The sequence below is a fragment of the Kitasatospora sp. NPDC101235 genome (assembly GCF_044767505.1).
Classification (GTDB): Bacteria; Actinomycetota; Actinomycetes; order Streptomycetales; family Streptomycetaceae; genus Kitasatospora.
The window spans coordinates 1-26,874 of record NZ_JBIWNZ010000031.1; the positions used below are offsets into that span (position 1 = coordinate 1).

Sequence of the window (26,874 nt, forward strand, 5' to 3'; positions counted from 1 at the left end):
CCCGCGGAGCGGGTCCCTACGGGCCTTCGGCCCTCCGTTCGCGCCTGACCTTCGGTCAGGCGGCGGCCCCGCTCCGCGTGTCCGCACCCGGGCTTCGCCCGGGTGGGCCCGGCGCTTCGCGTCCGGGCCGGCATCACTCCGCTTCGCTCCATGATGCCGAGTGGCTGAGCTGGTATCACCTCTATCAGCTGGGAGAATGGCTGATCTCAAGACGGGCTGACTGGGAGAAGGGTGGCGCTGAGAGGGCGCGTGCGGGTCGGCTTCACTCCCGCCAGATTGGTCTAGTCCATAGTCTAGACCACCGTTTCGGCCTCTTGGCGGGTCGGTGTGCGCTACCCTGACAGGGTGAGCAGCGGCCCGCAGTGTATCAGTTTCAAAGTGTCAGGTGATCCTGCCTGGATCAGGATCCGGACCCGCGCTTTTCGGGTGTTTGCCGGAATCCTTGACCGGGGGCTGATGTTCTGCCGGATAGTCGCTTCAATCGGGCTTGCATTCCGGTCGCCTCGATTCTTGGTCCGGTCCGTCGAATGTATCAGTAGGGCACTGTCAGCATTTCCCGCGCGGTCCCTGGTGCGGGCCCGGGAATGGGTGAGGGGAGACGCGTCTTCGTGAACGTCGTAAAGCCGGGCCTGATGGCCTCTCGGGCAGCCACCGGCATCTCGCTGCGCGGGCACCAAGAGGAGGCCCTGGAGGCCATCGTGCGGGGCCTGACGCCCCGTCCGGGACACCCGGCCCCGGGCGGGCTGCGGGTGACGGTGCAGATGGCCACCGGCTCCGGCAAGAGCTACGTCGGGGCCGCTGCCGGGCAGAAGCTGGTGCCTCGCGGCGTGGTGCTGGTCGTGGTGCCGACGCTGAACCTGCTGGTGCAGATGGTCGGCTCGTGGCGGGCCGCCGGCCGGGCCGGGGACATGCATGCCGTCTGCTCCCTGGTCAACTCGGAGCTGCCGTACGGGGTGATGGCGACCACCAGCCCGCTGATGATCGGCATGTGGCTGTCCCACGCGGCCAAGCACCGCCGGCCCACCACCATCTTCGCCACCTACACCTCGGTCGGGGCCGTGGCGGACGCCTACGGGTACTGGGCCGCGCGCGAAGGCGAGCTGCTGCCCCCGCTGGGCCTGATGGTCTGTGATGAGGCGCACCGCTCCTCCGGCAGTGTCGAGAAGACCTGGACCGTGGTCCACGACCAGGGCGCCATCCCCGCGGACCGCCGGCTCTACATGACGGCGACCCCGCGGATCTGGGCGCCGCCCAGGCGTCCCGTCAAGGGCCGCGAGGGCGCCCACCAGCCGCTGCCGGAGGAGTTGGCGGTGTCCATGGACGACCAGCGGGTTTTCGGCCCGCACGTGTACTCCCTGGGCCTGGCGGAGGCGATCGACCGCAAGCTGCTCGCCCCGTTCGAGATCGTCGTCCTGGAGCTGCGCGACCCGCTCGGCGACCGGGCCGCGGCGGAGGCGCAGGGTGTGCCGTGGGGGCCGGGTGTCGGAGAGGCGCAGGACGGGAGCGAGGACGAGGTGCCGGCCGCTCGCATCGCGGCCATCCAGGCCGGGCTGGCCAAGACCGTGGTCGAGCGCGACCTCCGACGCTGCATCACGTTCCACAACCGCACGATCGAGGCCCGCTATTTCTCCGAGACGCTGAATCAGACGGTCGAGAAGCTGCACTTCGAGAACCCACAGAAATACCCGCCGGAGTTCTGGGCGCAGTGGCTCTCCGGTGAGCACGAGATCGACTATCGCAAGGAGCTGATCGAGGACTTCGGGCGGAGCGAGGAAGACGACGGACTCAGGCACCGGGTTTTCAGTAACTGCAAAGTCCTGGGTGAGGGTGTCGATATGCCAAATGCAGATTCGGTCATGCTCCAGGGCCGGGGCAGCATGGTGGATATCGTCCAGGCCATCGGCCGGGCCCTGCGCATGCAGCCCGGAGAGGGGAAAACCGCCAGCCTGATCGTACCGGTTTTCCTCAAGCCCGGAGAGGAGCCCGGGGACATCCTGGAGTCCGATTCCTACGGCCCTCTGGTCAAGATCCTTACCGCGCTGCGCAGCCACGACGCCAAGGTCGTGGAGGCACTCGCGGTGCCTCAGAAGTCCGGCAAGCGGACCAAGGGGCGCAGCGCTGAGGCGGCTGTCGGTCCTGGTGAGAGCGGTGTTGGTGCGGGTGGGGCGGGGGCGTTCACGCTGCCGGTGCGGTTCCAGACGCCGGTGGATGAGAACGTGCTGGCGCTGTTCATCTCTTCGCGGGTGCTGGTCGGTGAGACGCAGCTCTGGCGTGAGGGGATTGGTCACGCGCGGCGGTGGTTCGAGGAGACCGGCGGCCTTGACGTTCCTTATTCGGCGCTTGTCGGGGAGAACGGGAATTACCCGCTCGGAAAGTGGCTGTCGGACCGGCGCGGCGAGAATGCAGACGGTGAACTGGCGTCATACCGGGTGGAGATGCTGGACGCGCTCGGGATGATCTGGTCCGTGTCGGATGCGCGGTTCGAGGCCGGGTTGGACTGGGCTCGGGTGTGGGCGAAGGGCCACGGCGGTTCGCTGGCGGCGCCGGCGCGGGCGTCGGTCGGCGGGTACGCGATCGGCACCTGGTTGTCGGAGCTGCGGGCGTCGGCGCAGGTGCCGGCGGGCGAGCAGGGGGCGCTGTCGCCGGAGCGGCGGCGGGCGCTGGAGGAGATCGACCCGTGGTGGTGCCCGGTATGGCCGATCACCTGGCAGCGCGCCTACGCCACCGCCCGACAGTGGTGGCTGGAGTCCGACGGACGGGTCGACTGGACCGTACTGCCGCTGGACACGGTGTACGAAGGCGAGCAGCTCGGCCGCTGGGCGCAGGCTCAGCGGGCCGGCTGGCCGGGCCTGGAGGAGGACCAGCGGGACCTGCTGTCGGCGATCGGCATCGAGGAGGACCAGGAGCTGGTGGCCGCCAAGGCCGCGGCCGAGGCGAAGCCGAAGGTCTCTCGGACCGACCGGTTCCAGCAGGGTCTGGCCGCCCTCGCCCAGTTCGTGGAGCGGGAGCGACATCCCCGGGTGCCCCGCCCGCACAAGGAGCCGGTGGAAGCCGTGGAGGCCGGCCCCGGGGGGAAGGAGCAGGTGGTGGTGTCGCACTTCGCGCTGGGCACGTGGCTCAACAACCAGAAGGCCCGCCGGGCAAAGCTGACGCCGGGTCAGCTCGCGCAGCTCGCCGAGCACGGCGTGGAGTGGGCGTAACGGGCCGACCGGTCCGAGGTCGGTGTCGGTGGTCGGCGCTACGCTGCAGGCGCCCCGAGAAGGCGAGGAAGGCCGTCACCTTGCGGGTGGCGGCCTTCCGCCGCTGTGGGGGCCCGGTCAGCTCGGTCGACGGGGCGAGGGTTCTGTGCGACGGGCTGGGGGGTGCTGTCCGTCTGCTTGCGGGCCTGCGCGGCGGGGGCGCTCGGCCCCCGCTGGGGTGGTCCCAGTCGCTGTGCCCACTTGCGTCCGGCTCATCCGGGCATGGGGAAGACCACGCCTTGTCATGTTCGGTTTCAACTTCTGTGGGGTGGGGGACACCAGCGCACGCAAGAGTCCGTTCCTGACGTTCCATCACCCGACAGCCAGGGAGACCCCGCGTGACGCGCTTCCGCGCTCTGCTCGTGCTGCCCGCAGCCGCTCTCACCGTCGCCACCCTCGCCACCACCGCGGTCGCCGCCCCGCCGCCGCCCCCGCCGCTGGCGACCGTCCGGCAGGAACTCGCCGCCCTCACCGTCGCCGCCCCGCACGACATGACCGGCTACTCCAGGGCCGCCTTCTCGATCTGGGCCACGCAGCCCGACCACTGCACCACCCGCCAGGACGTCCTCGCCCGCGACGGCCAGAACGTCGTGGAACAGGCCAACGGCTGCCAGCCCGCCTCCGGCTCCTGGTACTCCGCCTACGACGACACCACCGTCACCGTCGTCGCCCAGGCCACCATCGACCACATGGTCCCGCTCGCCAACGCCTGGCGCTCCGGCGCCGACCAGTGGACCGACGCCCAACGCAAAGCCTTCGGCAACGACCTGAACAACCCCCAGCTGCTGATCGCCTCCTCATCCTCCAACAGCAGCAAGGGCGACAGCGGCCCCGACCAGTGGAAGCCCAAGAACACCGCCTTCTGGTGCACCTACGCCAAGGACTACACCCACGTCAAGTACGCGTGGGCGCTCACCACCACGACCGCGGAGAAGAACGCCCTCAGCACCATGCTCGACACCTGCGCATAGCAACAACCAGCCGGCCTGCCCCGCGCGCGGGGCGGCGGCCTTCGGGTTCTCGCCTGGGCGGCCGATGTGTACGTTCGGCCGCCCAGGCGGGCGGTGCCGTGCGTACCCGGTGCCGGGTACCGGCAGGGCCCTTGCAGACGAATCCGGGAGGTGACGGGGTCACCGCCGGGCCGACGCGCCTCCAAGGGAGAGGCCGAGCATGAGGGCCCCCTCGACGGCGACCAGGATGCGCCACAGCTGCTCGCGCTCCTCCTCCGAGCCGGAGTCGGCGTGCTTGATCTTCTGCAGGTTGTTCCGTGCGATGACGATGACACGCGCGACCATCTCGTGAACCACGCTGCCGGTCTGCTGAACGCTGCCTACCACGGTCGGCTCCGGGCGCGGGCCGCCTCCGTAAACGAAGCAGAGGGCTTCGGCAAGCTTGGTCGGCTTCAGAACCCCGTCTTCGGTGTGGGTGAGGCCGGAGAGGTCGTCGAAGTTCGCTTGGGCCCATTCCAGAGACTTCTTCTGCGGGAACGCCTCCCGCAGGATGCGGTCGATCAGCTCGATGAGCGAGTTCGCTGCCTGGGAGACGCCGTCCTCGGAGTGCTGGAGCGCGTGCCGCGCCCCCCCTGATCTTCTTGACCAGGGGGGAGTTGGCGCGCTCGACCCGTTTGGCAGTCCCGTCCGAGATGAGGGCCCGGACCGTCTTCGTGAACTCCGGGGCTTTCTGGGGCTCCCAGGTCGCCAGATCGTCCGTCGTCGCGGAGGTCTTTTGCATGGGAAGCGCGGCCAGGACCTTCTCGCCAAAGAGCGCGTCGACCTGGACCACGAACCGCACAGCGTTGAGCAGCACTGACAGCGGCCACGTGGAATTCCCTGCGGGCGGCCAGCTACTGGGGAGACAACTGGCCGCCAATAGTCACCTAGTGTTACCACTACGCCGCTGCGTCTGACTGCAACCGTTGAGCCTGCTTCGTGATGAGCGTGCAGAAATCCTGGTGCGCGGAGTCATCGCAACCGCCATAATCCACAGATCGGCCCATACGGTATGAAGTAGAGCGAGTAGTGATGAACCACCGCGACAATGCGAACGGGGCGGAGCCATGTGCACTGCTGATCACCGGCACTGTCGGGGCCGGCAAGACCTCGGTCGCCGACCTGATTGGTGACCTTCTGTTTGGCGCTGGTGTGCCGCACGCGGTCATGGACCTGGACCGCCTCTGCCAGGCCTGGCCCGCCCCCAATGACGACCCGTTCAACTTCCGCCTGTTGCTGCGCAACCTACGCGGCCTGGCCGCCAACTGCCTCGACGCGGGTGCGCGGCGGCTCGTGCTGGCCGGGGTCGCCGAGAACGCGGTCGAACGTGACAACTACCAGGCCGCGATCGGCGTGCCGCTCCAGGTCTGCCGTCTGACCGCAGACCTTCCTGTCGTGCACGCCCGGCTCCGGCGCCGCCATGAGGCCGACAACGACCCCGAGTCCCTGCCCTGGCACTTGGAACGGGCCGGCCAACTCCACCAGATCCTCGACCAGGCAGCCATCGCAGACTTCACGATCGACACCACGGAACTGCAGCCCCCGGCCGTCGCCGCCAGTGTCCTCAAGGCCGCCGGATGGACCTGACCCGACACCCGACGAAACCGCCTCGGCCAACCCCGCCATGCCGCCGCGACAAGTGACCACGTGGTCCTCCAGGCTCCCCATCGGATCGTACGGTCGTCACGGAACGTACGCATAACAACTGGCCGTACGTGGGGAATGCAAGCTGGCCGCTGACACAGCACCTCGGCATTCTGCGGGGTGGCGGCCTTCAGCTGGGCCTTGGACATCAGCCCCAGAGCGTCGCTCCACGCCATCGCGAATGGCATGGCCGCCCGGATGAGCCGCCGGACGGTGAGCCCCACGACGGCGCCGTCGTGCTTCACCGCAACCAGCATCGCGCGGTACCGGGCCGCGCCCAGCAGTCGCAGCACGAACGCTTTGTACGTGCCTCTCGTGGCCCTGCGCTGTACCTCCGCGAGGAACTCCTCAAGATTCCCCTCGGTGACGTACCGCGCCAGAATCTCTAGATCCTCCTCGGGTACCCGCGAGAAGAAGTCCTCCAGCCGCTCAGGCCACAGCCGGGGGTCCCGGGCATCGGTCATCGCGATGCACAGCGACACGACCAGGTCGATGCCAATAATCTCCGCTTCGCCTATCCGCAGGGTCGACAACACCGCCGGGTCCAGCGACCGCAGGAAGGCAGCGATCTTCGACTGGCGAAGATCAACAGATGTGGTCTTGCTCAACCCTGAACCTGCCTCGCTTGACCAGTGAGCTAATAGCACTGTCACGCTACAGGGGAGGTCGGACAACGTCGTTGGCATTTATTGGCGGAGCCCGATCCCGTTCCCGTCCAGCGGCTGTCACCGTCACCCGGGGCGGCGGGCGAGAGTCCGGAGCCGGACGTGAACCACAGCAGGGTCGGCGCCGGTGAGCGCCGCCACCTCCGCCTCCGGCATCCCCAGCACCAGGTGGAGCAGCAGCACGTCCTGCTCGGGTGCGGCGAGGTGGGCGACGGGGCGTAGCGGTCCGGGGCCGGCGAGGAGGTGGACGCGTCGGCGGAGGGCGTCCCAGGCGAAGGCTGCGGGGTTGGTGCTGATGGCGTGGGCCCATTCGTCGGCGAGGTAGTCGCGGGTGGCGCGGAGGGCGAGGTGGGTGTCGGTGGGGGTGAGGAGGAGGTCGGCGTAGTCGCGGTAGCGGTGGTGGTTGCGGCTGTAGAGGGCGTCGAGGTCGAGGGTGTGGTGGGTGAGGGAGGTGATGGGGTGCGAGAGGTCGGGGGGTGAAGCGGGCATGGTCTCTCCCTCCGGTTGCGGGGCGGGGGTGCCGGGGCGGGCTCAGCCGAAGACGTGCAGGCTCGAACGGGAGGCCCCGTGCTCAGGGGTCCAGTAGGGGTCCCGGGCGACCTGGGCGTGCTCCCAGAGGGGGCGCACCATGTCCGCGTCGGCGTTGAGGGCGTCGACGACCTGGCCGATGACGGGCCAGTCGGGCAGGGAGGTGGCCGACGTCTCCTCGCCGAGGAGGCCGGTGACGTCTCGCGGGCTGAGGGGGCCGTCGACCCGTTCGCAGACCAGGGCCGGGGGCGGGCTGAAGGCGGCGAGGTGCAGGCCGCGCAGGGCCGAGCGCAGGGTGGCGAGCGCTTCGGCGAACAGTTCGCTGTCGTTGCGGCGGATGGCGGGGGGCCGCGGGCGGGCTCCGTGGGCGGTCTGCCAGAGGATGCGAAGGTCGTCGGGGTTCGCGCCGCAGGCCTCGGTGATCGCGCGGGTGATGGGCCAGGATGGCATCTTGTGCCCCGACAGGACCCGGCAGACGAACGAGGGGGAGACCCCGGCCGCTTGCGACAGGGCCCTGATGGTCGTGCCGGAGCTGCGCTGGAGGTGGGACAGGGCGCGGGAGAGCCGGGCGGCGTCGCGATGGCCCGGTGGTGCGTCGCCCTCTGCGGTGTCGTCGGACGCCTCGGCCGCGCCGACCTCCTGGGCCTGGCTCTCGACGGCCGCGGGGTGGGCGAGGGCGGGGGCCAGGGCGGCGTCGGCCGCGAGCCGGAAGGCCGGGCCGGCGCTGGCGGCGCGGCGCCCGCGGTTGCGGCGGCGGCGGCTCAGGTACTCCTCGTTGTAGCGGCGCCCGACGTACTTCGCGCTGAGGCGCAGCCGCTCCCCGATCGTGTCCCAGTCGTGGCCCTGGGCGCGGGCCTGCTGGACCAGGTGGGCCTTGATGTCTTCCAGGTCCTGTTCGACGAGCATGACCTGTTCGAGGGCCCGCAGGGGCTGGAGCATCCGGGTCAGGCGGTTGATCTCCACGCCCCGTTCGGCGACGGAGCGGGACACTGCCGCCGCCTCGGCATCGCGCGCGCGCACGAGCTTGCCCAGCTTCTCGCCCTTGAGCTGGGTGCTCGTGGCGCCCTTCGTCCGGCAGGCGGGGCAGTACTTCGGGATCCGGCCGCGGTCGCAGGGGCGCTGGAAGGGACTCCTACAGCGGCGACAGGTCAGGGTGGTGGTCTTCATCGTGGTGGTTCTCCTCGCCCGGCTGCGCGTGGGTTGTGACGCGGTGTGCGGGTAGCTGAACGGTCGTGGGTCCGCCGGTGGTGCGGGGAAACGCTCCGCCGGCACGCTGTCGGAACGGCGGGGCGGGCCTGCGCGCGGTAGGGAACCGGCGCGCAGGCCCGGTCGTTCACCGGCGGGTGACGGTGCTCAGCCGCAGGTACGAGCCGTTCAACGCGGACAACAGGACGACCACGGCGGCACCGGAGAGCGTGATGCCGGGCACCGGGGCGAACAGCAGCGGCACGGCGAGCGCCGTCCCCACTCCGGCGCCCCGGACGTTCACCACCAGGTCAATGGCCCACCGGCGGCTCGTGGTTTGGGGACCCGTCGGGCGCGGGATGTTACGGTCGAAGTCACCGTCCGGCAGCGCGTGCGCGTTGCCGGAACTGCTGCGGAGCGTGGACATGTGTCCTCCTCAGAACGACGTGGCAGGGGGTAGCGGAGCCCCGGCACGAGTTTTCGACGACCGGTTGCCGGGGCCCGCAGACCAGCGACAGTAGCTGCCGGTACACGCAGAGTGGTAGCTGCACAGCCCTTAAATGCGATTCGCAGTCATATCGGTTAACCTGCACGGCTGGGCAGTTCTGGTGTTCGACAAGTAGCGGTCAAGTTCGGTCAAAACCAGCAACTTGCCGCCTCGTCCCGATCGGCCGACGCACCCCCACCCGGGAAGCCCCAACCCCCGCCGTCACAGGTTCCTCAGGTGTTCCGGGAAGACCGTTCGAACCCGGCGACGGTGCGCCCGGCCAGGACCTCGCCGGACAGTCCGGCCTCCCTGCCGGCCCCGGCGTTGAAGTCGACCCTGCTGTTCGCGGTACGAAACCGGACGACGCCAGCGGGCCGCGTCGTAAGGAGCCGCGTACCCGGCCCGGCCACCCAGCCGCCGGCAGTGCGCTGACGACAGTGGCCAGGGCAGCCCCATCGACACTGGGGCCCGCCTGCTTCGATGTCGCCTGCCCGCTGGCCCGACCGGTTCCGGCCCGCGGCCTACTCCTCGTCGCCGGTAACAACCTGCGCAGCCAGCTCGGCCGCCCATGCCCGGGCCCGCCGCTCCTGCTCCCACGGGGCGAGGTCGTCCATCCGGCCCCTCAGCCGCACCGGGCGGCCCGTCAGGCAGTCGGCCCGGTCGGCCCCCGCTCGCATCCCTGCGGCCTGGTGGCCGACCAGAACGGTGTGCGCGAGCCGCTGGACCCGGCGCCGCTGGCGCAGTTCTTCGACCTCGGCGGTGATGCTCCACAACGCCCGCAGGTCCTCCAGCCCCGGATCGGTGGCGGCGAGCCCCGGGCGGGTCCGCTCCAGCAGGCCGGTGATCGTCGCGTCGTCGGTGCCGGCCAGCAGCGCGCCGACGGCCGGCAGGGGGACGTCCAGGAGCGCGGAGCCGTCGGCGGGCTCGTCCAGGTGCTCCGTCGTGGCGGTGGCCAGCAGCGCGGCAGCCACCAGCAGCGCGGCCCGGCTCACCGTGCCCGCCGGGTCGGGCCCGAGGTCGACCTGCGCCCACTCACGGGGACGACGGTCCCGGTGCCAGCGCACCAGCCGGTCGCTCCACACCACGCACCCCACCCACACGGAGGAGAACGCGACGGTCATGAACACCTCCGGGTCGCCCGTCGGCGTCGCCACCCGCAGGTGCCCGGCCGGCACGCTCACGGTCAGCGCCCCGTCCAGCCGGACCCGGTAGGCGCCGGGCAGGCCCGACGCGACGTCCCGCCGCTCGTGGTCCGGCTCCCACACGGGAGTGTCCACCAGCCCAGCCCGCCCCTGATGCTCGCCACCGGTGATCCGCACCACCTCATCCCGCCCCCACGCGCCGCGCTCCGCCGCCAGCGCGAGCGAGACCGCCTCAACAGCACCGACCAGCTCCTCCACGCCCTCGTCACCGCGCACCCGCCCACGCAGCCCCTCGGCCAAGTGCCACATCAGCCGGCCGAGCTGTACCCCGGCACGGCCATCCTGGCCAAGCACGTCGAGCGCCACCGCCACCACATCGACCACCGCCGCACGAGCATCCGCCGCGGCGATCTCCAACGCCCGCTCGTACTCCCAACCCCGCTGCTCCACAGCTCCTCCATCCCCTCAGTCTGCGGATCGTCGCACACCATCCCCGGACCGGCCCTGGCCGGACAACGACGGCGGCGGGAACCCCGACGCGTACTGTCTCGCTCGATCTGCGGGACGACAACCGGTGAAGGCGGGGTCCTCGGGCCGCCCCGGACGGGCCGGGGCGGCACGGTGGCGGTGGGTCAGCCCTGCGCGGCGATGATCTTGTCAGCGATCTTGTCGTTTCGTTCGCGGTGCAAAGCGGAGAGGACGGGGTTGGTCTCCACCCGGCGCCAGCGCGCCCCGTCATAGCCGGGGTGCTCGTCCCACTGCTGGGCCGTCGACACCAGCTGCCCCCAGGCGCGTCGGATGGCATGCAGGTTCTCCAGCCCGGTGAACTCGTCGTCGTCCGGCGTTGGGGTTCGGGCGTCCCGCATCTTGATGTGCGAGTTGGCAGCGTCCACCACGTCGTCAACGAGGGCGTGCAGGGCGAAGGCAAGGCGGTTCGCCGGGGTGCCGTCGGGGGCGTCCCGCAGCTCGACGCCAAGGACGGCCTTCAGCCAGCCCGACAGCTCGGCGACGTCGGCATGGGTGAGGTCGGTGGCGTACCGCTCGCCGGCGGGCGCGGTGGTGTCAGTCACGGTTATCCCCTCGATGTCGGGCGGCCGGTCGGACGGGTCGTCACGCCCGGTTTGTCGCCTCGGATATGAGGAGTCTTATCCGAGGTGACAGGCGCCACATGCCGGTTTCCGAGATTTTTTGCCGACTCCTCCCGACGCCCGGACCAGAAGCAGGGGAAGCTCCCCAGAGTCGGAGGGAAACGACGTTGATGATCGACACCAGGCCGTGCGAGGAATCCCCGATGGGCACCCCCATCGCGGCCTGCACCACGACGGGTCCTCGGACCGGCGCCCGGGCTGCACGCCGCCGACCTGTTCGTCCTGGCCGAGCAGCCGGTGCCTGACGATCTGACGCCCGTCACCCGCAATCCGAAGTGGTCGGTCAGCCACGTCGTCTACAACACGATGGTCATGCCCGCCCGGAACCGGCGCCCGCTGCCGGACGCGATCCGGGCGCAGCCCCTGGTCCAGCGGGAGGGGCGGGGCGGGGTCAATCGGCCGTGACGGGGGAGGGCTAAGAAGTGGCCCCGGGAGAATCAGCCACCGCCCCGCGCGCGATGCGGGCTTGGCCGTCGGGCGGCAGGACGACGAGGTACTGCCGGTCGGCGTCCTCGACGCGGGCCAGCGTGATGGAGGTGCCGGCCTTTGCGAGCGCCTCGGCGGCCGGGCCGGCCTCCTCCGTCATCTGGTCGAGCCGCGCGTAGTGCCGTGTGAGGCCCTTCGCCGGGCCGGTGATCCAGATCGCGATCCGCGCACCCCGGCGCAGCGCGGCGAGCAGGTCCGTTCGCAGCGGCCCGTCCTCGGCTTTCTGGAGGAGCAGGTCGTGCAGGCGTTCCTGCCCGCATGGCCGGGATGGCGCGGCCTCGGCCAGCGCGCGACACTTCCGGCACGAGGCCAGGCCCTGGGGCTGGAAGTGGTGCAGGAAGTGCCTGAGGTATCGGCCGCGGATCCCGCACAGGGTACGGCCGTTATCCCCGGCGTGCTCGACGCCGGGCACGCCCTCGACCTCGACCGCGGGGAACTCTGCCGGTTCACGCGCGGTGGCGAACGACCAGGTCACGCCCGAGGCGTCGATGTCTGGACTGTCGATCATGCGGGGCAGCATGCCATGCCCAGGCCGCGCGCCGCCCACCGGCGCCACCGGATCCGGCACAGCGGCGAGCCGGACGCTCACCGCTGCTCCCCGGTGACGGAGGCCTGCGCCGTCGCTTCGGCCGCCGCTCCGGCTGTGAGCGTTGAGGCGTCCTCCAACTTGGCGGGGATCGGGCGTAGCGTGGCCGGGTCGGCGATCAGCCAGGCGGCCTGGCGGTCTTCGCCCCAGCGCGTGTGGGCGATCCATGGCAGGTCGGGTGCGGGGCGGCGCTGCTCGGTGACCAGGCCGGAGCGCCACCGGCCCTCGGTGCGGATCCAGGTCAGGCGCCAGCAGCGGCCGGCGTCGTCCGCAGCGGGTGTGCTGGTCATCTCCGGCGGCACCATGACGGCGTCCTTCAGCGGGGCGGGGCCGGCCGGTTCGGGCAGCGGGCGGATCGTCGTCTCGTCGAACAGCAGCCAGGCCCACGTCTCCTCGCCGGGTCCCGGGCCGTCCGGGCCCCAGCGGACGTGGACGACCCAGCTGGTACTGCCGGGCGGGCGCCGCCACACGGTCAGCAGCGCCGGCCGCCACCCGCCGCCGCGGCGGATCTCCACCAGATGCCAGCGCCGCACGTCGTGGTGCAGCCCGGGCAGCGTCATCAGCTCCCTGGGCGCCCGCTCGGCATCACCCGGCAGCACCCCAAGACGGGCGGCGCGGGAGAACGGAACGTCGGCGGTCACAACCCCAAAGTAGATCGAACAGGTTTTCGATTCAAGTTGTCGGCCCCGCGATACTCCAGGTCAGGGGCCATCCCGCTCCAGTCCAGGACGTCACGGGTCACGATGGGATGGAGGGGCAGGCAGCAGGACCGGACCCGGAGGTGGCGATGCCGAAGGCGATCGCCAAGTTGTCGATCAGCTTCTCGCTGGTGTCGATCCCGGTGAGCGTGTACGCCGCGACCGAGCGGCACACCGTGCCACTGCACCAGGTCCACGCCGCCGACGGCGGCCGGATCCGGCAAAAACGCGTCTGCGAGCTGGACGGCGCGGAGGTGCCGTTCGACGACGTCGCCCGCGGCTACGAGGCCCCGGACGGACGCATGGTCGTCCTGACCCAGGACGACCTCGCCGACCTGCCGCTCTCCAGCACCAGAGAGATCACCGTGCTGGGCTTCCTCGACGCCAACCGCGTGGACCCGGTCAACTACGACAAGGCCTACTACCTCGGACCATCCAACCCCGCCGCCGCCCGCCCGTACGCGCTGCTGCGCCACGCAATGCTGGAGGCCGGCCAGGTCGCCGTCGCCCGCGTCGCGATCAGGACCCGGGAGAGCCTGGCCGTCCTGCGGGTACGCGAGAACGTCATCGTGCTCCAGACCCTGCTGTGGCCGAACGAAATCCGCCCCGCCGCCGGCATCGCCCCCGAAGACGTCCAGCTGCGCCCCAAGGAGGTCGCGCTGGCCCGGAACCTGATGGATGCCGTCACCGAGGACTTCCACATCGAGGCCGAACACGACCAGTACACCCACGCCCTGGAGCAAGTCGTCGAAGCCCGCCTCGCCGGGATCGAACCCCCGCACGCCCCCGAGTCGCGAGTCCTGCCGCCCGGCGGAACGGCCCTGGACCTCATGGCCGTCCTGGAACGAGCCCTCGCCAACGCCCGGGAACAGCACCCGAAATCCAGCGACGCGGTGAAGAGCACCAGCACCGCCAAGCAGGCCGGTACGAAGCCTGCGGCTCGAAAGAGCACCAGCACGGCTCCGGCCAGATCCGAGGAAGCTGCCCGCGGCAAGGGGCCTGCGGGGCGGGCATGAGCCGCGAACGGGCAGCCGTGCCGCCGACCGGGTAGAGATTGCGGGGCTGCGCGCCTCGACCAGCGTGGCGACGGCTCCGGCCTGGCCTTTGAGCGTTCGATGGCGTGCCTCCGCCGCCGCGTCGGGGAAGTCGAAGAGCGGCGCCTGTCCTACCTGGATGTTGTCGGGGATCTCCCAGTCGATCCGCTGAAGGTTCTCGATCAGCTTCCTGCGCCGGTCGAACTCGGCGGCCTCCAGCGCCCATAGGCCCTCGGTCTTGTGCTCGGCGAGCCACTCCATGAAGTGGGTGTGCTCGATGAGGCTGCGCATCTGGCCCGCCGCCTCCACGGTGAACCCGGAGTCGTAGGCGCGCATCAGCAGATCGGCCTGGCGGTTCGCGAACATCCACCACCCGAGAAGCTGGTGCGCATAGTCGGCGTCTTCCCGCAGGACCTGAGGGGAGGTCGCCGTCACCTTCTGCGCCTCGTCGATGAGGAGCTTGGTGACGATGCGGGAGCGCTTGATGCAGGCGGGGTTTTCGCCGAACTTGTATGCCACGCAGGGAGCGTAGGGCGGTCGAACTCGCCCTCACGAGGCAATTTCGACCAGCCGGCCCCGCCAGCCGCTTCCCTGCGCGGGTCGAGCCGCGGGTCCGTGTAAGCCGCTCCGTCGCGAGATGCCCGGCCTCAGACCAGTCTCCCTGTGGTCCGCCACGCCCGAACAAGCGGTCTATGTGCGTCCTGAGCTGGATGTTCTGACATCCTGTGTCGGTCCGAAGTACCAGCCAACTGGGAATCACACGGAGCTTTCATGGCACACGTGCATGTCCTTCTGAACCAGAAGGGCGGCGTCGGAAAGTCGACGCTGACCGTCAACCTCGCCGCGGTCACCGCCGAGGTCATTGGCCGCAGGGCCGGCGAACAGCCCCCGGTTCTCGCCGTCTCCGTCGACCCGCAGGGTTCGACCGCGTGGTGGTCCAACCGCGTCGGCGACGAACTCCCCTTTCTCTTCACCCAGGCGCACAATGACCTCGGATCGCTGCGCAAGCTGCGCGCCGTCAAGTCGGTCCGGCACATCTTCGTCGACACCCCGGGCTGGCTCGACCTGTCCGACGACGACACCACCGCCGACCCGCTCGGCGACGGCAAGGCCGCGGACATCCTCCGCGCCGTGCTGGACAACGCCGACAGCGTGATCCTGCCGATCGAGCCGGAACCCTTGGGATTCAAGCCGACCGTCCGCACGGTCCGCCAGATCGTCGAGCCCCGCGGCCTGCCCTACACCGTCGTCGTCAACAACTGGGACCCGCGCGACGGAGACGTCGACCTGCGGCAGACCCAGGAATTCGTCGAGAAGAACGGCTTCCCCCTGGCGAAGACCGTAGTCCGGCACTACAAGGTCCACTCCCGCGCGGCCGCAGAAGGCCTGGTCGTCACCCAGTACAAACCCAACCGGGCCTCCTTCGAGGCCCGCGAGGACTTCTTCAAGCTGGCCCTTGAGCTCAACCTGAACGGAACCTCCCGATGAGTCGCCGCGTCAACCTCGCTGACATGCTCGACGGCGAGCCGCTCGACGAACCCACCCATGCCGCTCCGCGCCCGCCAATCGTCGGGATCGGGGAGATTGCTCCTAACCCGGGCAACCCCCGCGGGCAGATCGACGAAACGGACCAGGAGTTCCTTGACCTCGCCGGGAGCATCGAGACCGTAGGCGTCATCACGCCTCTCACGCTGTGCAGCGCATCGGCGTTCCTCAAGCACAACCCGGAGTACGCGCCGCAGGTCGGCAACCGTCTGTACGTCGTCGTTGCCGGTCACCGACGCCTCGCCGCAGCCATGCGCGCCGGGCTGAGGGAAGTCCCGGCCTACGTGAACGACGAGGCCGCGCCCGACCCGCTGGTGTGGGCCGTCGCCGAGAACCTGCTGCGGGTCGGGCTGGACCCGATCCAGGAAGCCGAGGCGCTGCGCGTCCTCACCGACCCGCCGCCGAGGGGCCGCGGCATGGCCCAGACCAAGGTCGCCAAGGGCATCGGGAAGACTCAGGGGTTCGTCTCTCAGCGCATCGCCCTCCTGAACCTTGTCCCTGAGCTTCGGGCGAAGGTTGCATCTGGCGAGCTTGGACTGAAGGCGGCTCGCGCATTCGTGGCGCTGCCGAAGGACGACCAACCGGCCGCGTACTCGGCCAGTCTGGGCCCCGTCGAGGATCGTCCCGTCAGCGAGGCATCGCAGGGCAGGTCGGCGGAGCCCAAGCAGCCTGCTCCCCAGCCGCGGTCCGCTGAGCCTGCTGCGGCAGCCCGTCTGCCGCAGCCTTCCACGAAGGCCACCACCGCTTCACCGGCCGAGGACTATTACCCGGTAATGGATAAGGAGGCTCCCGCGACCGCCGGCACGGGGCAGCAGGTCTCCGCACCTGCCGCCGCCGTGGCGTCGGCGACCCTGCCCGAGCCTCGGGAGCCCCTCGCCTCTCCTGCTCCGCTCGATGTCGACTGGCATGACGTCACGGCCTTCGCGGCCGCAATCACTGCGGTCCTCCACAAGCGAGAGGCCTACGCTCTCGCGGAGGCTCTCATCGAGAACCTGCGGGACTGATTCCCGCTTCACGCCTCTCCCTTATTACCGGGTAATAGGTGGCGGTGGGTCCGTCCGAACTGGGACGGACCCACCGCCACTTTCGTGTTTGCTCTCGCCGAGACCAGGAGGGCCGCGCGGGGGCTTCCGCTCTGGGCCGACCACAACTACTCACTGGCGCGGCGCAGCACGGGCCGCGCACGGTCTCGACGGCGACCCGCTGCTCGGCTCCGCTATTACCGGGTAATAGCGGACTGCTGCGCCTTCACGCCACCAACCCGGTCGGAACGCTCGGGTTTGCCGTCCAGGTCGAACCCGACAGCGTGGCTGGCGGGGCTGTCGGGGGTGGGGACGATCACGGTCCGGGTCACGTGTTCCTCCGTCAGGGCTGGGCTGCAGGGTCGGGCGAGTTCTCGGCGGGGTGCGGGATGGCGGGGGGGCGGCCTGTCAGTGCCCGGCTACAGCAGGCCGGCGGGTGGCCGGGTGGCGGGGCGCTACGGTAAGCAGCGTCAGTGCCCGGTCAGGCCGCGGTGCCGGCGGGGTCGGTGTCGGCTGGCTCTCCGCGCAGGGCCGTGGCGAGGATCGCGGCGTGGTCGAACGCCAGCTGCTCCGGGAGGGAGTCGAACGGCCACCAGCGGGCGGTGCGGGCGTCGTCCCCGGCGGTGATCGGGGTGTCGGCCGGGACGACGGCGAGGTAGGCGACGGTGACGTACCGGCCGCGGGGGTCGCGGCCGGGGGTGTCCCAGGCGCCGAGTTGGAGCAGGTCCGCGGTGTCCACGCGGACGCCGGTTTCCTCGGCCAGTTCCCGGGCTGCCGCCTGGCGGCTCGTCTCGCCGGGGTCGACGTGGCCGCCGGGCAGCGCCCAGGCGCCCTCGAAGGGCGGCCAGCCCCGCTCGATCAGCAGGACGCGGCCGTCCGGCGTGGTGGCGACTACGTCGGCGGTGTAGCGAACGGATTCGACTGCTTCTTTGGCCATCTCGGCTCTCCTGGGTGGGTGTGTGTGGTGGGTTCGGCCGGGCGGCCGGGCCGCGCACCGGAGCGCCCTGCCCTCCGGCTGGTTGCCGGGGGCGGGGCGTGGGGCCGGTGTGCAGCGTCAGCGTCCGGAGCGGCTGACCGCCGGGTAGAGGCGCACTTCGTCGAAGCCCTCGGCGGTCAGGCCGGGGAGGGCTTCGACGGCGAGCTGGTGCTGCCAGCGCAGGACGTCGTCCGGCACGCGCCGGTTGGCCGGCCTTTCCGAGTTGCGGCGCAGGCAGACGTCGGGCAGCACAAAGCTCTTTAGGTCCACACCGGACCGTTCCAGCTGGTGCATGCCCGGAAGCTAGCAGAAACGCCCTCTGACCTGCACAAACGTCGGATCTAGTTCAGTCAATACGCCGCCGCGCCACAGCCGGCCTTCGAGTACCAGGTCGTGGATCGCCACCGCCTCGGCGGTGGCTTCCTGGTCCCCGGCGTCGCCTCCGGTCACCAGGGCCCGCAGGTCGTCGAGCGAGACAACCTGGCTGGACGGGATGGCGCGGGTGTAGGTGGTCTTGCCGGAGCCGGCCGGGCCGATCAGCACCGCCAAGGTCCCCCGTTCGATCGAGGCGTGAGCGGCGATCATCGCGTGGTCGTCAGGGGTGAGGGTCTGTCGCCAATCACTCAAGATGAGCGCTCCTTCGGGATCGGGGATCGGATGAGCGGTCAGGCAGCAGCGGACAGAAGCGCCGCTGCGGAGACGGAGAGGACAGCGACGAGCGCGCAGCGGGCCGACCACTGGAGCAGGCGCATCTTGCGCTCGCAGATCACGCTGAGCGCGTGCAACCGGACGGCCAGGTGGTCGTCGACGGCCAGGGCCTCGCGGATCTCGTCCGCCTCGCAGCGAGCCCATCGGGAGAACCCGTTGGACCTGGCGGAGTCCAGGCGCGGCATGACGACCAGGACCGAGAGCAGTGCCGAGACGGCGGCGGCCGCGATGCCAGCCGCCGCAAGGGCGAGCGCGGACGCGGGTGCCTTGCCGAGCGAGGCCACCCCGGCGATCAGCACGCCGCCGGTCAGGGCGAGCAGCAGGGACGCCTTGTTGTCCGTCCTCGCCACGTCCGCGCTCACGGCGGCCAGTTCGCGGTCGAGCGCACGGTCGAGAGCGCTCATCGGCACGTTCGTGGAGTCCATCGTGGGATTCCCCTCCTGGTGGTCAGCGGTGAGCGCTCGGGTGCACCGCTCGTCCAGAACGGTGAGCGGTGCACCCGAGCGGGGTGGAGCGGGTGGAGCGGTCAGGCCAGCTGCTCGGCGGCGCGGGGGCGGCGTCCGGTGAGCGCTTCGGGACGGCGGGACCAGCGCACGTAGTCGACGGAGCTCGCGGCATAGGTGTTGTTGAGGAGGCTGCCGGAGTCGTCGATGCAGTCCCGGAGGCGGTCCAGGCGGTCCCAGGCCAGCCGCAGCTGGTCGATCAGCCAGTCCCGGTCCTCACCGGTGAGCGTCTGGCCGGCGGCAACGGCGTCCAGGCGGCCGGAGTCCTGGATGCCCGCCGCGAGGAAGAAGTCGACCCGCACGGCTTCCTCGGCGGTGAACTCCTCGCCGATCCGCCGGGCCTCGTCCGCGTGCGGGTCGGCGGCGTAGGCGGCGGAGCTGCGCCGGTCGAGCGCGATGCGGGCCAGCTCCCAGTCGGTGGCCTCGGGCAGGGCGCTGTCCTTGCGGAAGGTGCGCTCGGGTCGGGCGAAGGGCTCGTAGGCGGTGCGGGTGGGCGGGGTGGTGTCGGTGGTCACGAAGTCCTCCTGTGGTCGGCTCCGGCCGGGCGGCCGGCGCCGCGCGCCACGACGCCCGCCGCCGCGGCCTGGCTGGCCGGGACGGCGGGCGCGGTGGTGGGCAGCGTCAGCGCCCGGCCGTCAGCAGGTTCCAGAGGAGGAGCGCGGTGATGCCGACAACAATCAGCAGCATCTGCGGGGAGATGCTGCGGGAGTTCTCCAGCCGCTGGATCTCGGCCCACAGGGCGTCGGCCTTGGCCTGGAGGCCGATACGGGACGGGCTGCCCGGGTCCAGGCCTGCGATGGTGGCGGACAGGGCGTGCAGCTTCTCGTAGGCGGCGGCGAGCTGTGCTTCTCGGGATATCGCCCAGGACAACGCGGGCTCCTTCGGTCGGTCGTGGCTCGGCGGGTACTGGCGGTGGTGCGGGCCGGGGCGGGGGCCGGGTGGGCCGCCGCCCCGGGGGCGGGTCAGTGCTGGTCGTCGGGTCGGCTGGTGCGGCGCCCGTCCCGGTCGACGACCAGGACCGACTCGATGCGCGGCTCGGGCACGGTGACCTCGACGGTCACCGGCGTCGGCTCGGGCGCGGCCACCGTGACGACTGGCGCGGCCGGGTTGGCCGGCTGGACGTTGTTGATGACGGTGGTGGTGATCCACGACCCGGTCAGGGTCAGGGCGACCAGCGCGCCCCAAAGCAAGACGACCAGGCCGGCGGCGACCGGCCGCCCGGCACCCGGGGTGCCCTCCCAGACCATCGCGACCGTCACCGCACCCCACACCAGCGCGCCGAGCTGCGCCCCGGCGGAACCCCTGGTGCGCCGCGTCCGCCGCAGGATCAGCAGGCCTGTGGCGGCCCACGTGCCGTAGAGGGCGCCGGGCCCGGCGGGCAGGCCGGCGCCGCGCTCGGTGAGGCAGTGGCGGATCGGGTCGTTGACGGTGTGCCAGACCTGGGCGGCGGGGTGGGCGACGTGGGCCGGGTCGAGCAGCCAGCGCAGCGCGGCGAGGACGTAGGGGCCGAGCGCGAGGGCCAGGATGACGAGGGTGGCCAGGACGCCGAGCGCGGCCAGGCCGAGCGCGAAGTCACCGAGAGCGGCGCGGCCGGGCAGGATGCGGCGCGGTCGGCGGTGCGGCTCGGGGCGGGGCGGCTGGGGGCGGTGCCAGATGACGTCCGGGTGCTCGTCCTGCTCGGGCGGTGCGAGCGGGGGCAGGGCGCCGAGCGTGGGGAAGACCAGGTCCTCGTCGTCGGGGTTGTCGCGCTCAGGCTGGTCGGGGGTGTGCTGGGACACGGCGGTGGCTCCTCGGCGGTCGGCTCGGGGCGGGGGCGGGCAGGTGGAGGTCGAGGGCCAGTGCGTTCGGGTCGGGTTCGGGCGCGGTGGTGTGCAGGACCAGGGCGCCGTCCCAGGTGAGGGAGCGCACCGGCCAGGCGGCGCGGCGGTTCCAGGCCGGGACGCCGGAGACGAGCAGCAAGTGGTCGGGCAGGTCGGTGATGCGGGCGGTGAGGTCGCCGACGGTGAGGCGGGCGGCGCTGTAGGGGGTGCCGGTGATCCGCCAGGCCGCACTGCAGTCGATGAACGGCTGGCGGGCGGCGGCCTTGAGGGTCTCGGTGATGGCGGTGACCGCGGCGGCGCCGATCTCCTCGGGGCTGGCCGGGTCGGCGGCGACGGTGACGGTGACGGTGGTGTTCACGACGTCCTCCAGGCGGATCGCGGTGTCGGCCGGTCGGCCGGGGGCGAGACCGGTCGGCCGGTCAGATCCGCTGGAAGCGCTGGGAGTCGGCGTCCCAGCGGGCGCCGGTGACCAGGCGGTTGAGATCCTCAACGGCGTGGGGGTCCTCGGCGGGGCAGGGCGTCAGGCCCAGGCCGGGGACGTCGCGCACGCACCAGCCCCACTCACGGCACTCGGCCGTGCCGGGCCACTGGCCGGTCCAGGTGCTGCGGCAGCGTTCGTCGTCCTCGTCGTGGTCGCACATCAGGTGCTGGCGGCCGGTCTGGGCGCAGAGCGCGATGTCGCAGCCGTCCTGGTGGAGTTCGCCGGGGGCTGCCTGGCAGTCCGGGCAGAGAGCCGGCGCCGCGGGGTCGGGCGGGTTGGTGGTCACTGGGGTGTTTCCCTTCGGGTTAATGCGGGACCGCCCGCCCCGGCCTGGGTGGCGGGGCGGGCGGGGGGCCGGGGGCGAGGCTGGCCGACCGGTCAGTTCTGGGTGTCGGTCAGCGCGTGGATGCCGGGGACGGCGCGGGCGCCTCGGTGGAGCTGGGTGACGGTGCCGGCGAGGTAGTGGTCGCGCAGGTCGAGCGGCCACAGGTTCAGGCGGAGGTCGCTGACGGCGACGACGGTCTCGACGGCGGCGGGGCGGCCGGTGGTGACCAGGCGGTGCAGCTGCTCGGCGAGCGGCTCGTGGCGCAGGAGGTGTTCGGCTTCGTCGATGAGCAGGCGGATGCGCGGTGCGGTCGGGGTGGGCTGGTGGGCGCGCTGGCGGGCGTCTCGCAGGGTCGCGTTGCGCTGGTCGACGATGGCGAGGGCGTGGGTGAGCATCTGCTCGGCTCCGTCGGGGGTGGTGTGGCGGTCGGCGGCGGTCAGTTCGCTGCGGGGGGTGATGGCCCAGGTGGTGGTGGCCGGGTCGGTGGCGGCCTGGGCGATCAGCTGCTGGAGGGTGTGGGACTTGCCGGAGCCGGTGGGACCGACGATCAGGTGCGTGGACATGGTGTGGTTCCTCTCGGTGGGTGTGGTGACCGCCGGGGCAGTCGGGTGGGGTTGGGTGCGGGAAGCGGTCCGCCCGCCCGGCCATGGGTGGCGGGGCGGGAGGCGGCGGGTCAGTGGCTGTCGGCGGGCTCCGGCGCGCTGCCCTGGTCGGCGGTCTTGTGGAGCGGCAGGCCGTACTCGCCGGCGCCGCGGCGTACCAGCGTCTTGTCGCGGGCGAGATCGGAGCAGGCGTTGAAGACGGTCTTGCGGGCGACGCCGGCAATCGTGGTGATCGCCTCGACGCTGAGGTAGATCACCTCCTCGTTCAGGGGGTCGCGGTGGTCGTCGAGGATGCCGAGGATCTTCTCCTTGGCGGTGGGCTCCTTGGTCAGGACGGCCGGTGCCGGGCCGGGCTCCCACGATCCGGCGCCGTCCCCGCCACCGGTGGCGGTGGCGGTGGGGTCGATGGGGGCGGCGGCGATCAGGTCCCGGTCCTCCCAGCCCGGGAAGTCGTGGGGGATCGCGATGTTCGCCGGGTCGAAGAGGCCGGCGGCGGATTCGAGGATCCAGGCGCGCATCATCTCGGCGCGCTCGTCCGGGCCGACGACGTAGCCGACGCCGAACGTGCGGCGCGGGTCGTCCTCGGGGATGGTCGGGTCGTAGATGAGCGAGTCGTCGCCGCCCCGCCAGTACGGGGGGATCTGGGAGGGATCGATGCCGTCGAAGGAATCGGGCAGGTCGAGGCGGTTCTTCTGCGCCCCGTCGGAGCGCAGGAGGATGAGCGCGCCGCCGTAGAAGACGTTGTCGCGGATGCTGGTGTCGGAGCCCATCTTGTCGAGGTTGAGGATCTGTCCGCACAGCACGAGGGCCATGCCGAGCGAGCGGCCCTGCTCGGCGAGGGCGGCGACGATCATCGACGCTTCGTCCTGGTAGGGGGACTTGTCGCCGAGCAGCTGGGCGAACTCGTCCAGGACGACCGCGATGTACGGCATCTCGTCCGTGGCGACGAAGTTCTTCATCCGCAGTGCCTGGGACTGGGCGATGCGGTGCTGGAGGATCGCGTAGGCCAGGCGCAGGGCGCCCATCGCGCCTTCGCGGCCGCAGCCGGCGAAGGCCGCCATGTCCTCCACGTCCGGGTTCGAGCTGCCCTTGGGGTCGGCGTAGATGATCGCGACCTTGTTGACGTGGTAGGAGAGGCACACCAGCTGGAGGACGCCGCCCTTGCCGGAGCCGGTGACACCGGCGACCAGCACGTGCCGGGCGCCGCCCTTGGGGTCGTACAGCTGCACGCGCGAGGGCCGCCCGGAGATGCCGGTGCCGAGCTCGACGAAGCCGTTCTTGTTCGCGAGCAGCGCCTCGGCGTTCGGCAGGGGCCGGCCGTCCTCCAGCGGCGAGCGCAGCATCTTGCGGACCTTCGCGCGGCGCGGGTCCTGCGTCGGCTCGAAGCTCACGAGCAGGGACGTGGTCCGCAGCGCGCCGGCGAGCTGGTAGGTGTCGGGGACGGTGACGGTGTCGGTGTCCTCGTCGGCGACGACCCACGCGGCGACGCCGCCGGTGGCCGGGTCGTCGACCAGGCCTTCCAGGTGCGTGCCGGGCACGCAACCACCCTTGCGGGCCACGCGCTGCAGCCACAGCGTCTCCAGCTCACCGTGCTGCGCCTGGTCGGCGGGCGGGGGGACGAGGTCGACGTGGATGAGCTTGGAACTGGTGTGGGGGCCTTCCTTGATGCTCACCCAGGCGGCGGGGATGCGGTAGACGCCGGAGACGGTGTCGGGGGTGACGTTGACCGGCCGGCCGGGGGCGGCTTCGACGATGCCTTCCCACGCGGTGGGGCCGTGGGCGGTGAGGGAGAGGTGCTCACCGGTGTGGGCGCCGTACTCGCCGGAGATGTGGGCGTGCCACAGGCCCAGCACCTTGTCGACCGGGCCGGGCTCGGACGGATCCGCCGCCGGCTGCTGCGCGGGGGCGGTCTTGCGGCGGGGGCGGCGGCTGCTCGCGAGGACCCGGCGCAGGGAGAAGCCGACGAACGCGATGCTGCCCCACCACACCACGGAGACCAGGCCGGAGACGGACGGCATCTCCATCCAGCCGGCGGCCAGGGCGTCGATGCCGGGCAGGCCGCTGACCGTGGCGGTCGCGGCCGCCGTCGCCGTGGCGACGGCGGCCACGAACATCGGCCGGCGGTGGGCGCGCACGATGTCGCCGCCCGGGACAGCGTCCAGGGTCCGGTCGGCAATCAGGCCCGCGTAGTTCGCCCCGGCCACCAAGACCGGCGCGGCGAGGAACGTGCACATCGTGGTCGCCGCCTGAGGTTCCAGCAGGGGCATCACCGCGGCGGTGACCACCGGGGCGGCGACCTCACAGGCGGCAAACGCCTTCTCGACGGACGGGCTGCGCACCGCCTCCGCGGCGGCGGACGGGGTGGCGTGGTCGGTGGTCACGGAAGTTCTCTCCTATTCCTGGGTGTACCAGCTGGCCTTGGCCATGGGGGCGGGGGACTTGTCGACGGCCTGCTGGATGCCGTCGTGCAGGCGCACCGCCTCCTGGTCGGCGGCGGTCGCGGAGCGGGAGGCCTCCTCGGCGGCGGTCGAGTAGGCGAGGGCGGTGGTGGACAGGCCCTGCATGATCCGCGACACCTCGCGGGTCTCGGCGATCGTGGCGGAGTCGACCTTGAGGGCGGCGATCTGTTCGGCGATCCGGCCGGTGTCCTTCGCCTCGGCGTTGAGCGTGCGGGCGAGTTTCTTGTGCGCTTCGGTCGCCTGCCGGACCTCCTTGGCCAGGGCCCGGATCTGCTTGCGCAGTTCGCGGTAGGTCAACGTGCTGGCCATGTCAGCTCCCCTGCTTGTCCTGGTAGAACTCCCGCTCCGCGGGACTGGTCAACGGGCTGTCGACGACGGCCTTGTAGATGACGCCGTGCCGGGTGGCCGCGTTGGCGGCCAGGACCTTCACGGCCTCGGTGCCGCGGCCGGCGTTCTTCTCGATCTGCTCGGCCTTGGCCCGCAGCGTCTGCGCCTTCTCGGCCAGGCGCTGCACGATGGTCACCAGCCGGGCGCCGCCCTTGACGTCCCGGGCCTCCTCAGCGAGGCGCTGGGCGCGGGTCGCGTGGTCGACGGCCGTGGCCCGGGTGTCCTTGCTGCCCTCGGCGACACTGGCCAGCACCTCGCCCTTCGCGGCCAGACGGCGCTCGAACTGCTTGAGCGTGCGGACCTCACCGCGGCTCATGCTGTGCTTGACGCCGTCGGCGGAGAAGGCGATCGCGTCCCGGCCGACGGCCAGGACGTTCGCGGGCTCGGCCTCGGCCGGCGCCGCGGGTGTCTCGGCCGGTGCCGCCTGGGCGGGAATCGTGGGCGGATCGGTCGGACGCGGCGGGTGGTCCGGGCGCGGTGGCACCTCGGCGGCGGGCTTCTTCGCCAGGTCGGCGGTGGACCCGCTGACCGGGACCATCCCGGCAGGCTTGGGGTCGTTCATCGTTGTCCTTGTCGTCCTTCCGTCCCGCTGGGCGGGACCGTTCACAGGGTTGGGGGCCGTCTTCGCGGCGTCGGCCGCTCGTTCCGGGGCGGCCGCGTCGGTGCGGAACTTGGCCGTCTTGCGTCCGGGTCGGCTGACGTACGCCACCGGGCCGGGGTGCCCCGGCTCGCCGACGTTCACGACGCCGAGCCCGGGGCCGGAGAACTTGGTGTCCAGGCCCTTCGCGTCGGCCGCCTTCGCCAGGCTGCTGGTCTTCAGGCCCGGGAACTTGCTGTCCGCCCCCTTCGCGGCGGCCGCCGTCGCCGACGCCCCGGGCGTGCGGGCGCCAGGCCGGCGGCTACCGGGCGACGCCGGGTCGGTGGCCTTCACCAGGCTGCTGGCCTTCGCACCGAGGAACTTGCTGTCCGCCCCCTTCGCCCCAGCCGCCTTCACCTCGGCCCGGCCGCCGGAGCCCGACGGGCCGCCCCGTCCCGGGCCCCGGCCCCCGCCCGTCGGCCCGTCCCCCGGCTTGCCCGCCCCGGCCTTCGCCTCGCCGGTACCGGGGTCCTCGTCGCCGCCCGCCTTCGCAGGGCCCTCGGGCTTCAGCGTCTTCACGTCGGCGCTCGCACCGTCGTCCTGGCCGGCCTTCGGCGACTCACCGTCGGCGCTCTTGCCGTCCGACGCCCCGGCAGCCTTCCCACCGCCGTGGCCCTTGTCGTCCTTGCCGGTCTTCGACCCGGTGTCGCTCTTCGAGGCCTTGGTGTCGGCGGACTTGGTGTCGTTGCTGTCCCGGCTGTCCTTGCCGGTCTTCGACGCCGTGTCCGTCTTCGACGCCTTGGTGTCGGCGGACTTGGTGTCGTTGCTGTCCCGGCTGTCCTTGCCCGTCTTCGACGCCGTGTCGGCCTTGGAGGCCTTGCTGGCCGCGGACTTCGCGTCCGTGCTGTCGGCCTTGCGGACGTCCCGGTTGTCCTTGCCCTGGTGCTGGTGCTGATGGGTCTTGTTGTTCAGGTCGGCGACCTTGGCGTCGCGCTGCGAGCGGTGCTGCGCCGTGTTCTCGTGCTTGGCGCTGCGGTCGGACTTGTTGGCGTTGGTGGTGTTCGTCGAGTTGCCGGAGACCCGGGTCTCCTTGACCTCGTGGTTGCGCTTAATGGTGGTGGCGGTACCGGTGCGACCCAGGCGCTGGGCGAGGGCGCGCACCAGGGCGCCGAGCGGGCCGTCACCGTCGGACTTGCTGTCCGACTTGCCGTCGGACTTACCGGAGCCGTTCTTGCCGTCGGACTCGCCGGTCTCGACGCCGCCGGTGCCGGGGTCGTCCTTGGGGTCGAGGTCCGCGGTCGTGCCGAGCACCGAACGGGCGGGCTGGACGGGGGTGAGGAAGTGGGCCAGGCCGCCCGCCCCGGCGCCCGCGCCAGGCTCCGGGGCGTGGCCGGCAGGCGCCGGTCCAGTGGTGGCGGGAGCGGTGCCCGGGGTCGGGGACGCGGGGGCGGCGAGCGCCGCCTCGGTGGAGGTGGCGGCGGGCGGGGGCGCCTCGGGCGGGTGCTCGGGCCGGGGCGGGATGGCCGCCGGGGCGGGTGTCACCATCACCTTTCTCCTTACTCTGGGTGACTTCCTTTCCTTTCCTTTCCCGCCGGAAAACGCCCTTCCCGAGGCCGTAGCCTGGGCCCGGGAACGCGG

The 26,874-nt window shown here is 71.6% G+C and carries 28 protein-coding genes; 7 read left to right on the forward strand and 21 right to left on the reverse strand.

What is annotated here, in order from left to right; genetic code table 11:
• Nucleotides 1-632 precede the first annotated feature (632 nt).
• Both ACIRRH_RS35515 and ACIRRH_RS35520 read left to right on the forward strand, forming a co-directional pair.
• On the forward strand, nucleotides 633-3,200 hold the full coding sequence (locus ACIRRH_RS35515; protein ID WP_403076028.1) for a Helicase associated domain protein: 2,568 nt from the start codon (nucleotides 633-635) through the stop codon (nucleotides 3,198-3,200).
• Nucleotides 3,201-3,577: 377 nt separating this feature from the next.
• Nucleotides 3,578-4,210, forward strand: coding sequence for an HNH endonuclease family protein (locus ACIRRH_RS35520; protein ID WP_403075785.1), 633 nt, complete (start codon nucleotides 3,578-3,580; stop codon nucleotides 4,208-4,210).
• Between the two features lie 159 nt (nucleotides 4,211-4,369).
• On the opposite strand, the gene ACIRRH_RS35525 is transcribed toward ACIRRH_RS35520, so the two are convergent.
• Complete coding sequence (locus ACIRRH_RS35525) at nucleotides 4,370-4,576, reverse strand: hypothetical protein (protein ID WP_403075788.1); 207 nt, start codon at nucleotides 4,574-4,576, stop codon at nucleotides 4,370-4,372.
• A gap of 684 nt (nucleotides 4,577-5,260) precedes the next feature.
• On the opposite strand from ACIRRH_RS35525, the gene ACIRRH_RS35530 reads away from it, so the two are divergent.
• Nucleotides 5,261-5,815 carry a hypothetical protein gene (locus ACIRRH_RS35530; RefSeq protein WP_403075789.1) on the forward strand — a complete coding sequence of 185 codons (555 nt, stop codon included), beginning with the start codon at nucleotides 5,261-5,263 and terminating at the stop codon, nucleotides 5,813-5,815.
• 788 nt (nucleotides 5,816-6,603) lie between these two features.
• Here ACIRRH_RS35530 and ACIRRH_RS35535 read toward each other — a convergent pair.
• From ACIRRH_RS35535 to ACIRRH_RS35555, 5 genes are all read right to left on the reverse strand, one after another.
• Nucleotides 6,604-7,026 (reverse strand): hypothetical protein, encoded by a 423-nt coding sequence (locus ACIRRH_RS35535; RefSeq protein WP_403075791.1) that lies wholly within the window; start codon nucleotides 7,024-7,026, stop codon nucleotides 6,604-6,606.
• Nucleotides 7,027-7,068: 42 nt separating this feature from the next.
• Nucleotides 7,069-8,232, reverse strand: a complete 1,164-nt coding sequence (locus ACIRRH_RS35540) for a helix-turn-helix domain-containing protein (protein WP_403075793.1) — start codon at nucleotides 8,230-8,232, stop codon at nucleotides 7,069-7,071.
• A 166-nt stretch (nucleotides 8,233-8,398) separates the two neighbouring features.
• Nucleotides 8,399-8,677, reverse strand: coding sequence for a hypothetical protein (locus ACIRRH_RS35545; RefSeq protein ID WP_403075796.1), 279 nt, complete (start codon nucleotides 8,675-8,677; stop codon nucleotides 8,399-8,401).
• A gap of 581 nt (nucleotides 8,678-9,258) precedes the next feature.
• A complete protein-coding gene (locus tag ACIRRH_RS35550; RefSeq protein WP_403075799.1) occupies nucleotides 9,259-10,329 on the reverse strand; it encodes a hypothetical protein in 1,071 nt (356 codons plus the stop codon).
• Nucleotides 10,330-10,511: 182 nt separating this feature from the next.
• The gene (locus ACIRRH_RS35555; RefSeq protein WP_403075801.1) at nucleotides 10,512-10,949 is read right to left on the reverse strand and encodes a hypothetical protein; all 438 of its coding nucleotides are present in this window, start codon (nucleotides 10,947-10,949) and stop codon (nucleotides 10,512-10,514) included.
• Between the two features lie 315 nt (nucleotides 10,950-11,264).
• Between ACIRRH_RS35555 and ACIRRH_RS35560 the strand changes: the two genes are divergently transcribed.
• The gene (locus ACIRRH_RS35560) at nucleotides 11,265-11,432 is read left to right on the forward strand and encodes a hypothetical protein (RefSeq protein ID WP_403075803.1); all 168 of its coding nucleotides are present in this window, start codon (nucleotides 11,265-11,267) and stop codon (nucleotides 11,430-11,432) included.
• Nucleotides 11,433-11,442: 10 nt separating this feature from the next.
• Here the strand turns inward: ACIRRH_RS35560 and ACIRRH_RS35565 are convergent, their stop codons facing one another.
• Both ACIRRH_RS35565 and ACIRRH_RS35570 read right to left on the reverse strand, forming a co-directional pair.
• Entirely contained in the window at nucleotides 11,443-12,102 is a 660-nt protein-coding gene (locus ACIRRH_RS35565) for a hypothetical protein (protein WP_403075806.1), read from the reverse strand.
• Nucleotides 12,099-12,740, reverse strand: coding sequence for a hypothetical protein (locus ACIRRH_RS35570; protein ID WP_403075808.1), 642 nt, complete (start codon nucleotides 12,738-12,740; stop codon nucleotides 12,099-12,101). The genes ACIRRH_RS35565 and ACIRRH_RS35570 overlap by 4 nt, the downstream gene beginning before the upstream one ends.
• A gap of 146 nt (nucleotides 12,741-12,886) precedes the next feature.
• Here ACIRRH_RS35570 and ACIRRH_RS35575 point away from each other — a divergent pair, with 146 nt between their 5' ends.
• The 3 genes from ACIRRH_RS35575 to ACIRRH_RS35585 all read left to right on the forward strand — a co-directional run bounded on the left by ACIRRH_RS35575 (nucleotide 12,887) and on the right by ACIRRH_RS35585 (nucleotide 16,380).
• Nucleotides 12,887-13,813 (forward strand): Ku protein, encoded by a 927-nt coding sequence (locus ACIRRH_RS35575; RefSeq protein ID WP_403075810.1) that lies wholly within the window; start codon nucleotides 12,887-12,889, stop codon nucleotides 13,811-13,813.
• A gap of 789 nt (nucleotides 13,814-14,602) precedes the next feature.
• Nucleotides 14,603-15,319, forward strand: a complete 717-nt coding sequence (locus ACIRRH_RS35580) for an AAA family ATPase (protein WP_403075812.1) — start codon at nucleotides 14,603-14,605, stop codon at nucleotides 15,317-15,319.
• A 23-nt stretch (nucleotides 15,320-15,342) separates the two neighbouring features.
• Nucleotides 15,343-16,380, forward strand: coding sequence for a ParB/RepB/Spo0J family partition protein (locus tag ACIRRH_RS35585; protein ID WP_403075814.1), 1,038 nt, complete (start codon nucleotides 15,343-15,345; stop codon nucleotides 16,378-16,380).
• A 499-nt stretch (nucleotides 16,381-16,879) separates the two neighbouring features.
• On the opposite strand, the gene ACIRRH_RS35590 is transcribed toward ACIRRH_RS35585, so the two are convergent.
• From ACIRRH_RS35590 to ACIRRH_RS35650, 13 genes are all read right to left on the reverse strand, one after another.
• A complete protein-coding gene (locus ACIRRH_RS35590) occupies nucleotides 16,880-17,335 on the reverse strand; it encodes an NUDIX domain-containing protein (protein WP_403075817.1) in 456 nt (151 codons plus the stop codon).
• 117 nt (nucleotides 17,336-17,452) lie between these two features.
• Nucleotides 17,453-17,668 (reverse strand): hypothetical protein, encoded by a 216-nt coding sequence (locus tag ACIRRH_RS35595; RefSeq protein ID WP_403075819.1) that lies wholly within the window; start codon nucleotides 17,666-17,668, stop codon nucleotides 17,453-17,455.
• A 9-nt stretch (nucleotides 17,669-17,677) separates the two neighbouring features.
• Nucleotides 17,678-18,001, reverse strand: coding sequence for an AAA family ATPase (locus tag ACIRRH_RS35600; protein ID WP_403075822.1), 324 nt, complete (start codon nucleotides 17,999-18,001; stop codon nucleotides 17,678-17,680).
• Nucleotides 18,002-18,039: 38 nt separating this feature from the next.
• Nucleotides 18,040-18,507: a Pycsar system effector family protein gene (locus ACIRRH_RS35605; RefSeq protein WP_403075824.1), complete on the reverse strand. Its 468-nt coding sequence runs from the start codon at nucleotides 18,505-18,507 to the stop codon at nucleotides 18,040-18,042.
• A 101-nt stretch (nucleotides 18,508-18,608) separates the two neighbouring features.
• A complete protein-coding gene (locus ACIRRH_RS35610; protein ID WP_403075827.1) occupies nucleotides 18,609-19,100 on the reverse strand; it encodes a hypothetical protein in 492 nt (163 codons plus the stop codon).
• Nucleotides 19,101-19,206: 106 nt separating this feature from the next.
• Nucleotides 19,207-19,455 carry a hypothetical protein gene (locus ACIRRH_RS35615; protein WP_403075829.1) on the reverse strand — a complete coding sequence of 83 codons (249 nt, stop codon included), beginning with the start codon at nucleotides 19,453-19,455 and terminating at the stop codon, nucleotides 19,207-19,209.
• A gap of 92 nt (nucleotides 19,456-19,547) precedes the next feature.
• Complete coding sequence (locus ACIRRH_RS35620) at nucleotides 19,548-20,363, reverse strand: hypothetical protein (RefSeq protein WP_403075832.1); 816 nt, start codon at nucleotides 20,361-20,363, stop codon at nucleotides 19,548-19,550.
• Nucleotides 20,335-20,763, reverse strand: a complete 429-nt coding sequence (locus ACIRRH_RS35625) for a hypothetical protein (RefSeq protein ID WP_403075835.1) — start codon at nucleotides 20,761-20,763, stop codon at nucleotides 20,335-20,337. The genes ACIRRH_RS35620 and ACIRRH_RS35625 overlap by 29 nt, the downstream gene beginning before the upstream one ends.
• 61 nt (nucleotides 20,764-20,824) lie before the next feature.
• Nucleotides 20,825-21,172 (reverse strand): hypothetical protein, encoded by a 348-nt coding sequence (locus ACIRRH_RS35630; protein ID WP_403075836.1) that lies wholly within the window; start codon nucleotides 21,170-21,172, stop codon nucleotides 20,825-20,827.
• Between the two features lie 92 nt (nucleotides 21,173-21,264).
• Nucleotides 21,265-21,774: an ATP-binding protein gene (locus ACIRRH_RS35635; RefSeq protein WP_403075839.1), complete on the reverse strand. Its 510-nt coding sequence runs from the start codon at nucleotides 21,772-21,774 to the stop codon at nucleotides 21,265-21,267.
• Between the two features lie 110 nt (nucleotides 21,775-21,884).
• Entirely contained in the window at nucleotides 21,885-24,194 is a 2,310-nt protein-coding gene (locus tag ACIRRH_RS35640; RefSeq protein WP_403075841.1) for a hypothetical protein, read from the reverse strand.
• 12 nt (nucleotides 24,195-24,206) lie between these two features.
• The gene (locus ACIRRH_RS35645; RefSeq protein ID WP_403075844.1) at nucleotides 24,207-24,581 is read right to left on the reverse strand and encodes a hypothetical protein; all 375 of its coding nucleotides are present in this window, start codon (nucleotides 24,579-24,581) and stop codon (nucleotides 24,207-24,209) included.
• Between the two features lies 1 nt (nucleotide 24,582).
• Nucleotides 24,583-26,781 carry a hypothetical protein gene (locus tag ACIRRH_RS35650; RefSeq protein WP_403075847.1) on the reverse strand — a complete coding sequence of 733 codons (2,199 nt, stop codon included), beginning with the start codon at nucleotides 26,779-26,781 and terminating at the stop codon, nucleotides 24,583-24,585.
• Nucleotides 26,782-26,874: the final 93 nt, after the last annotated feature.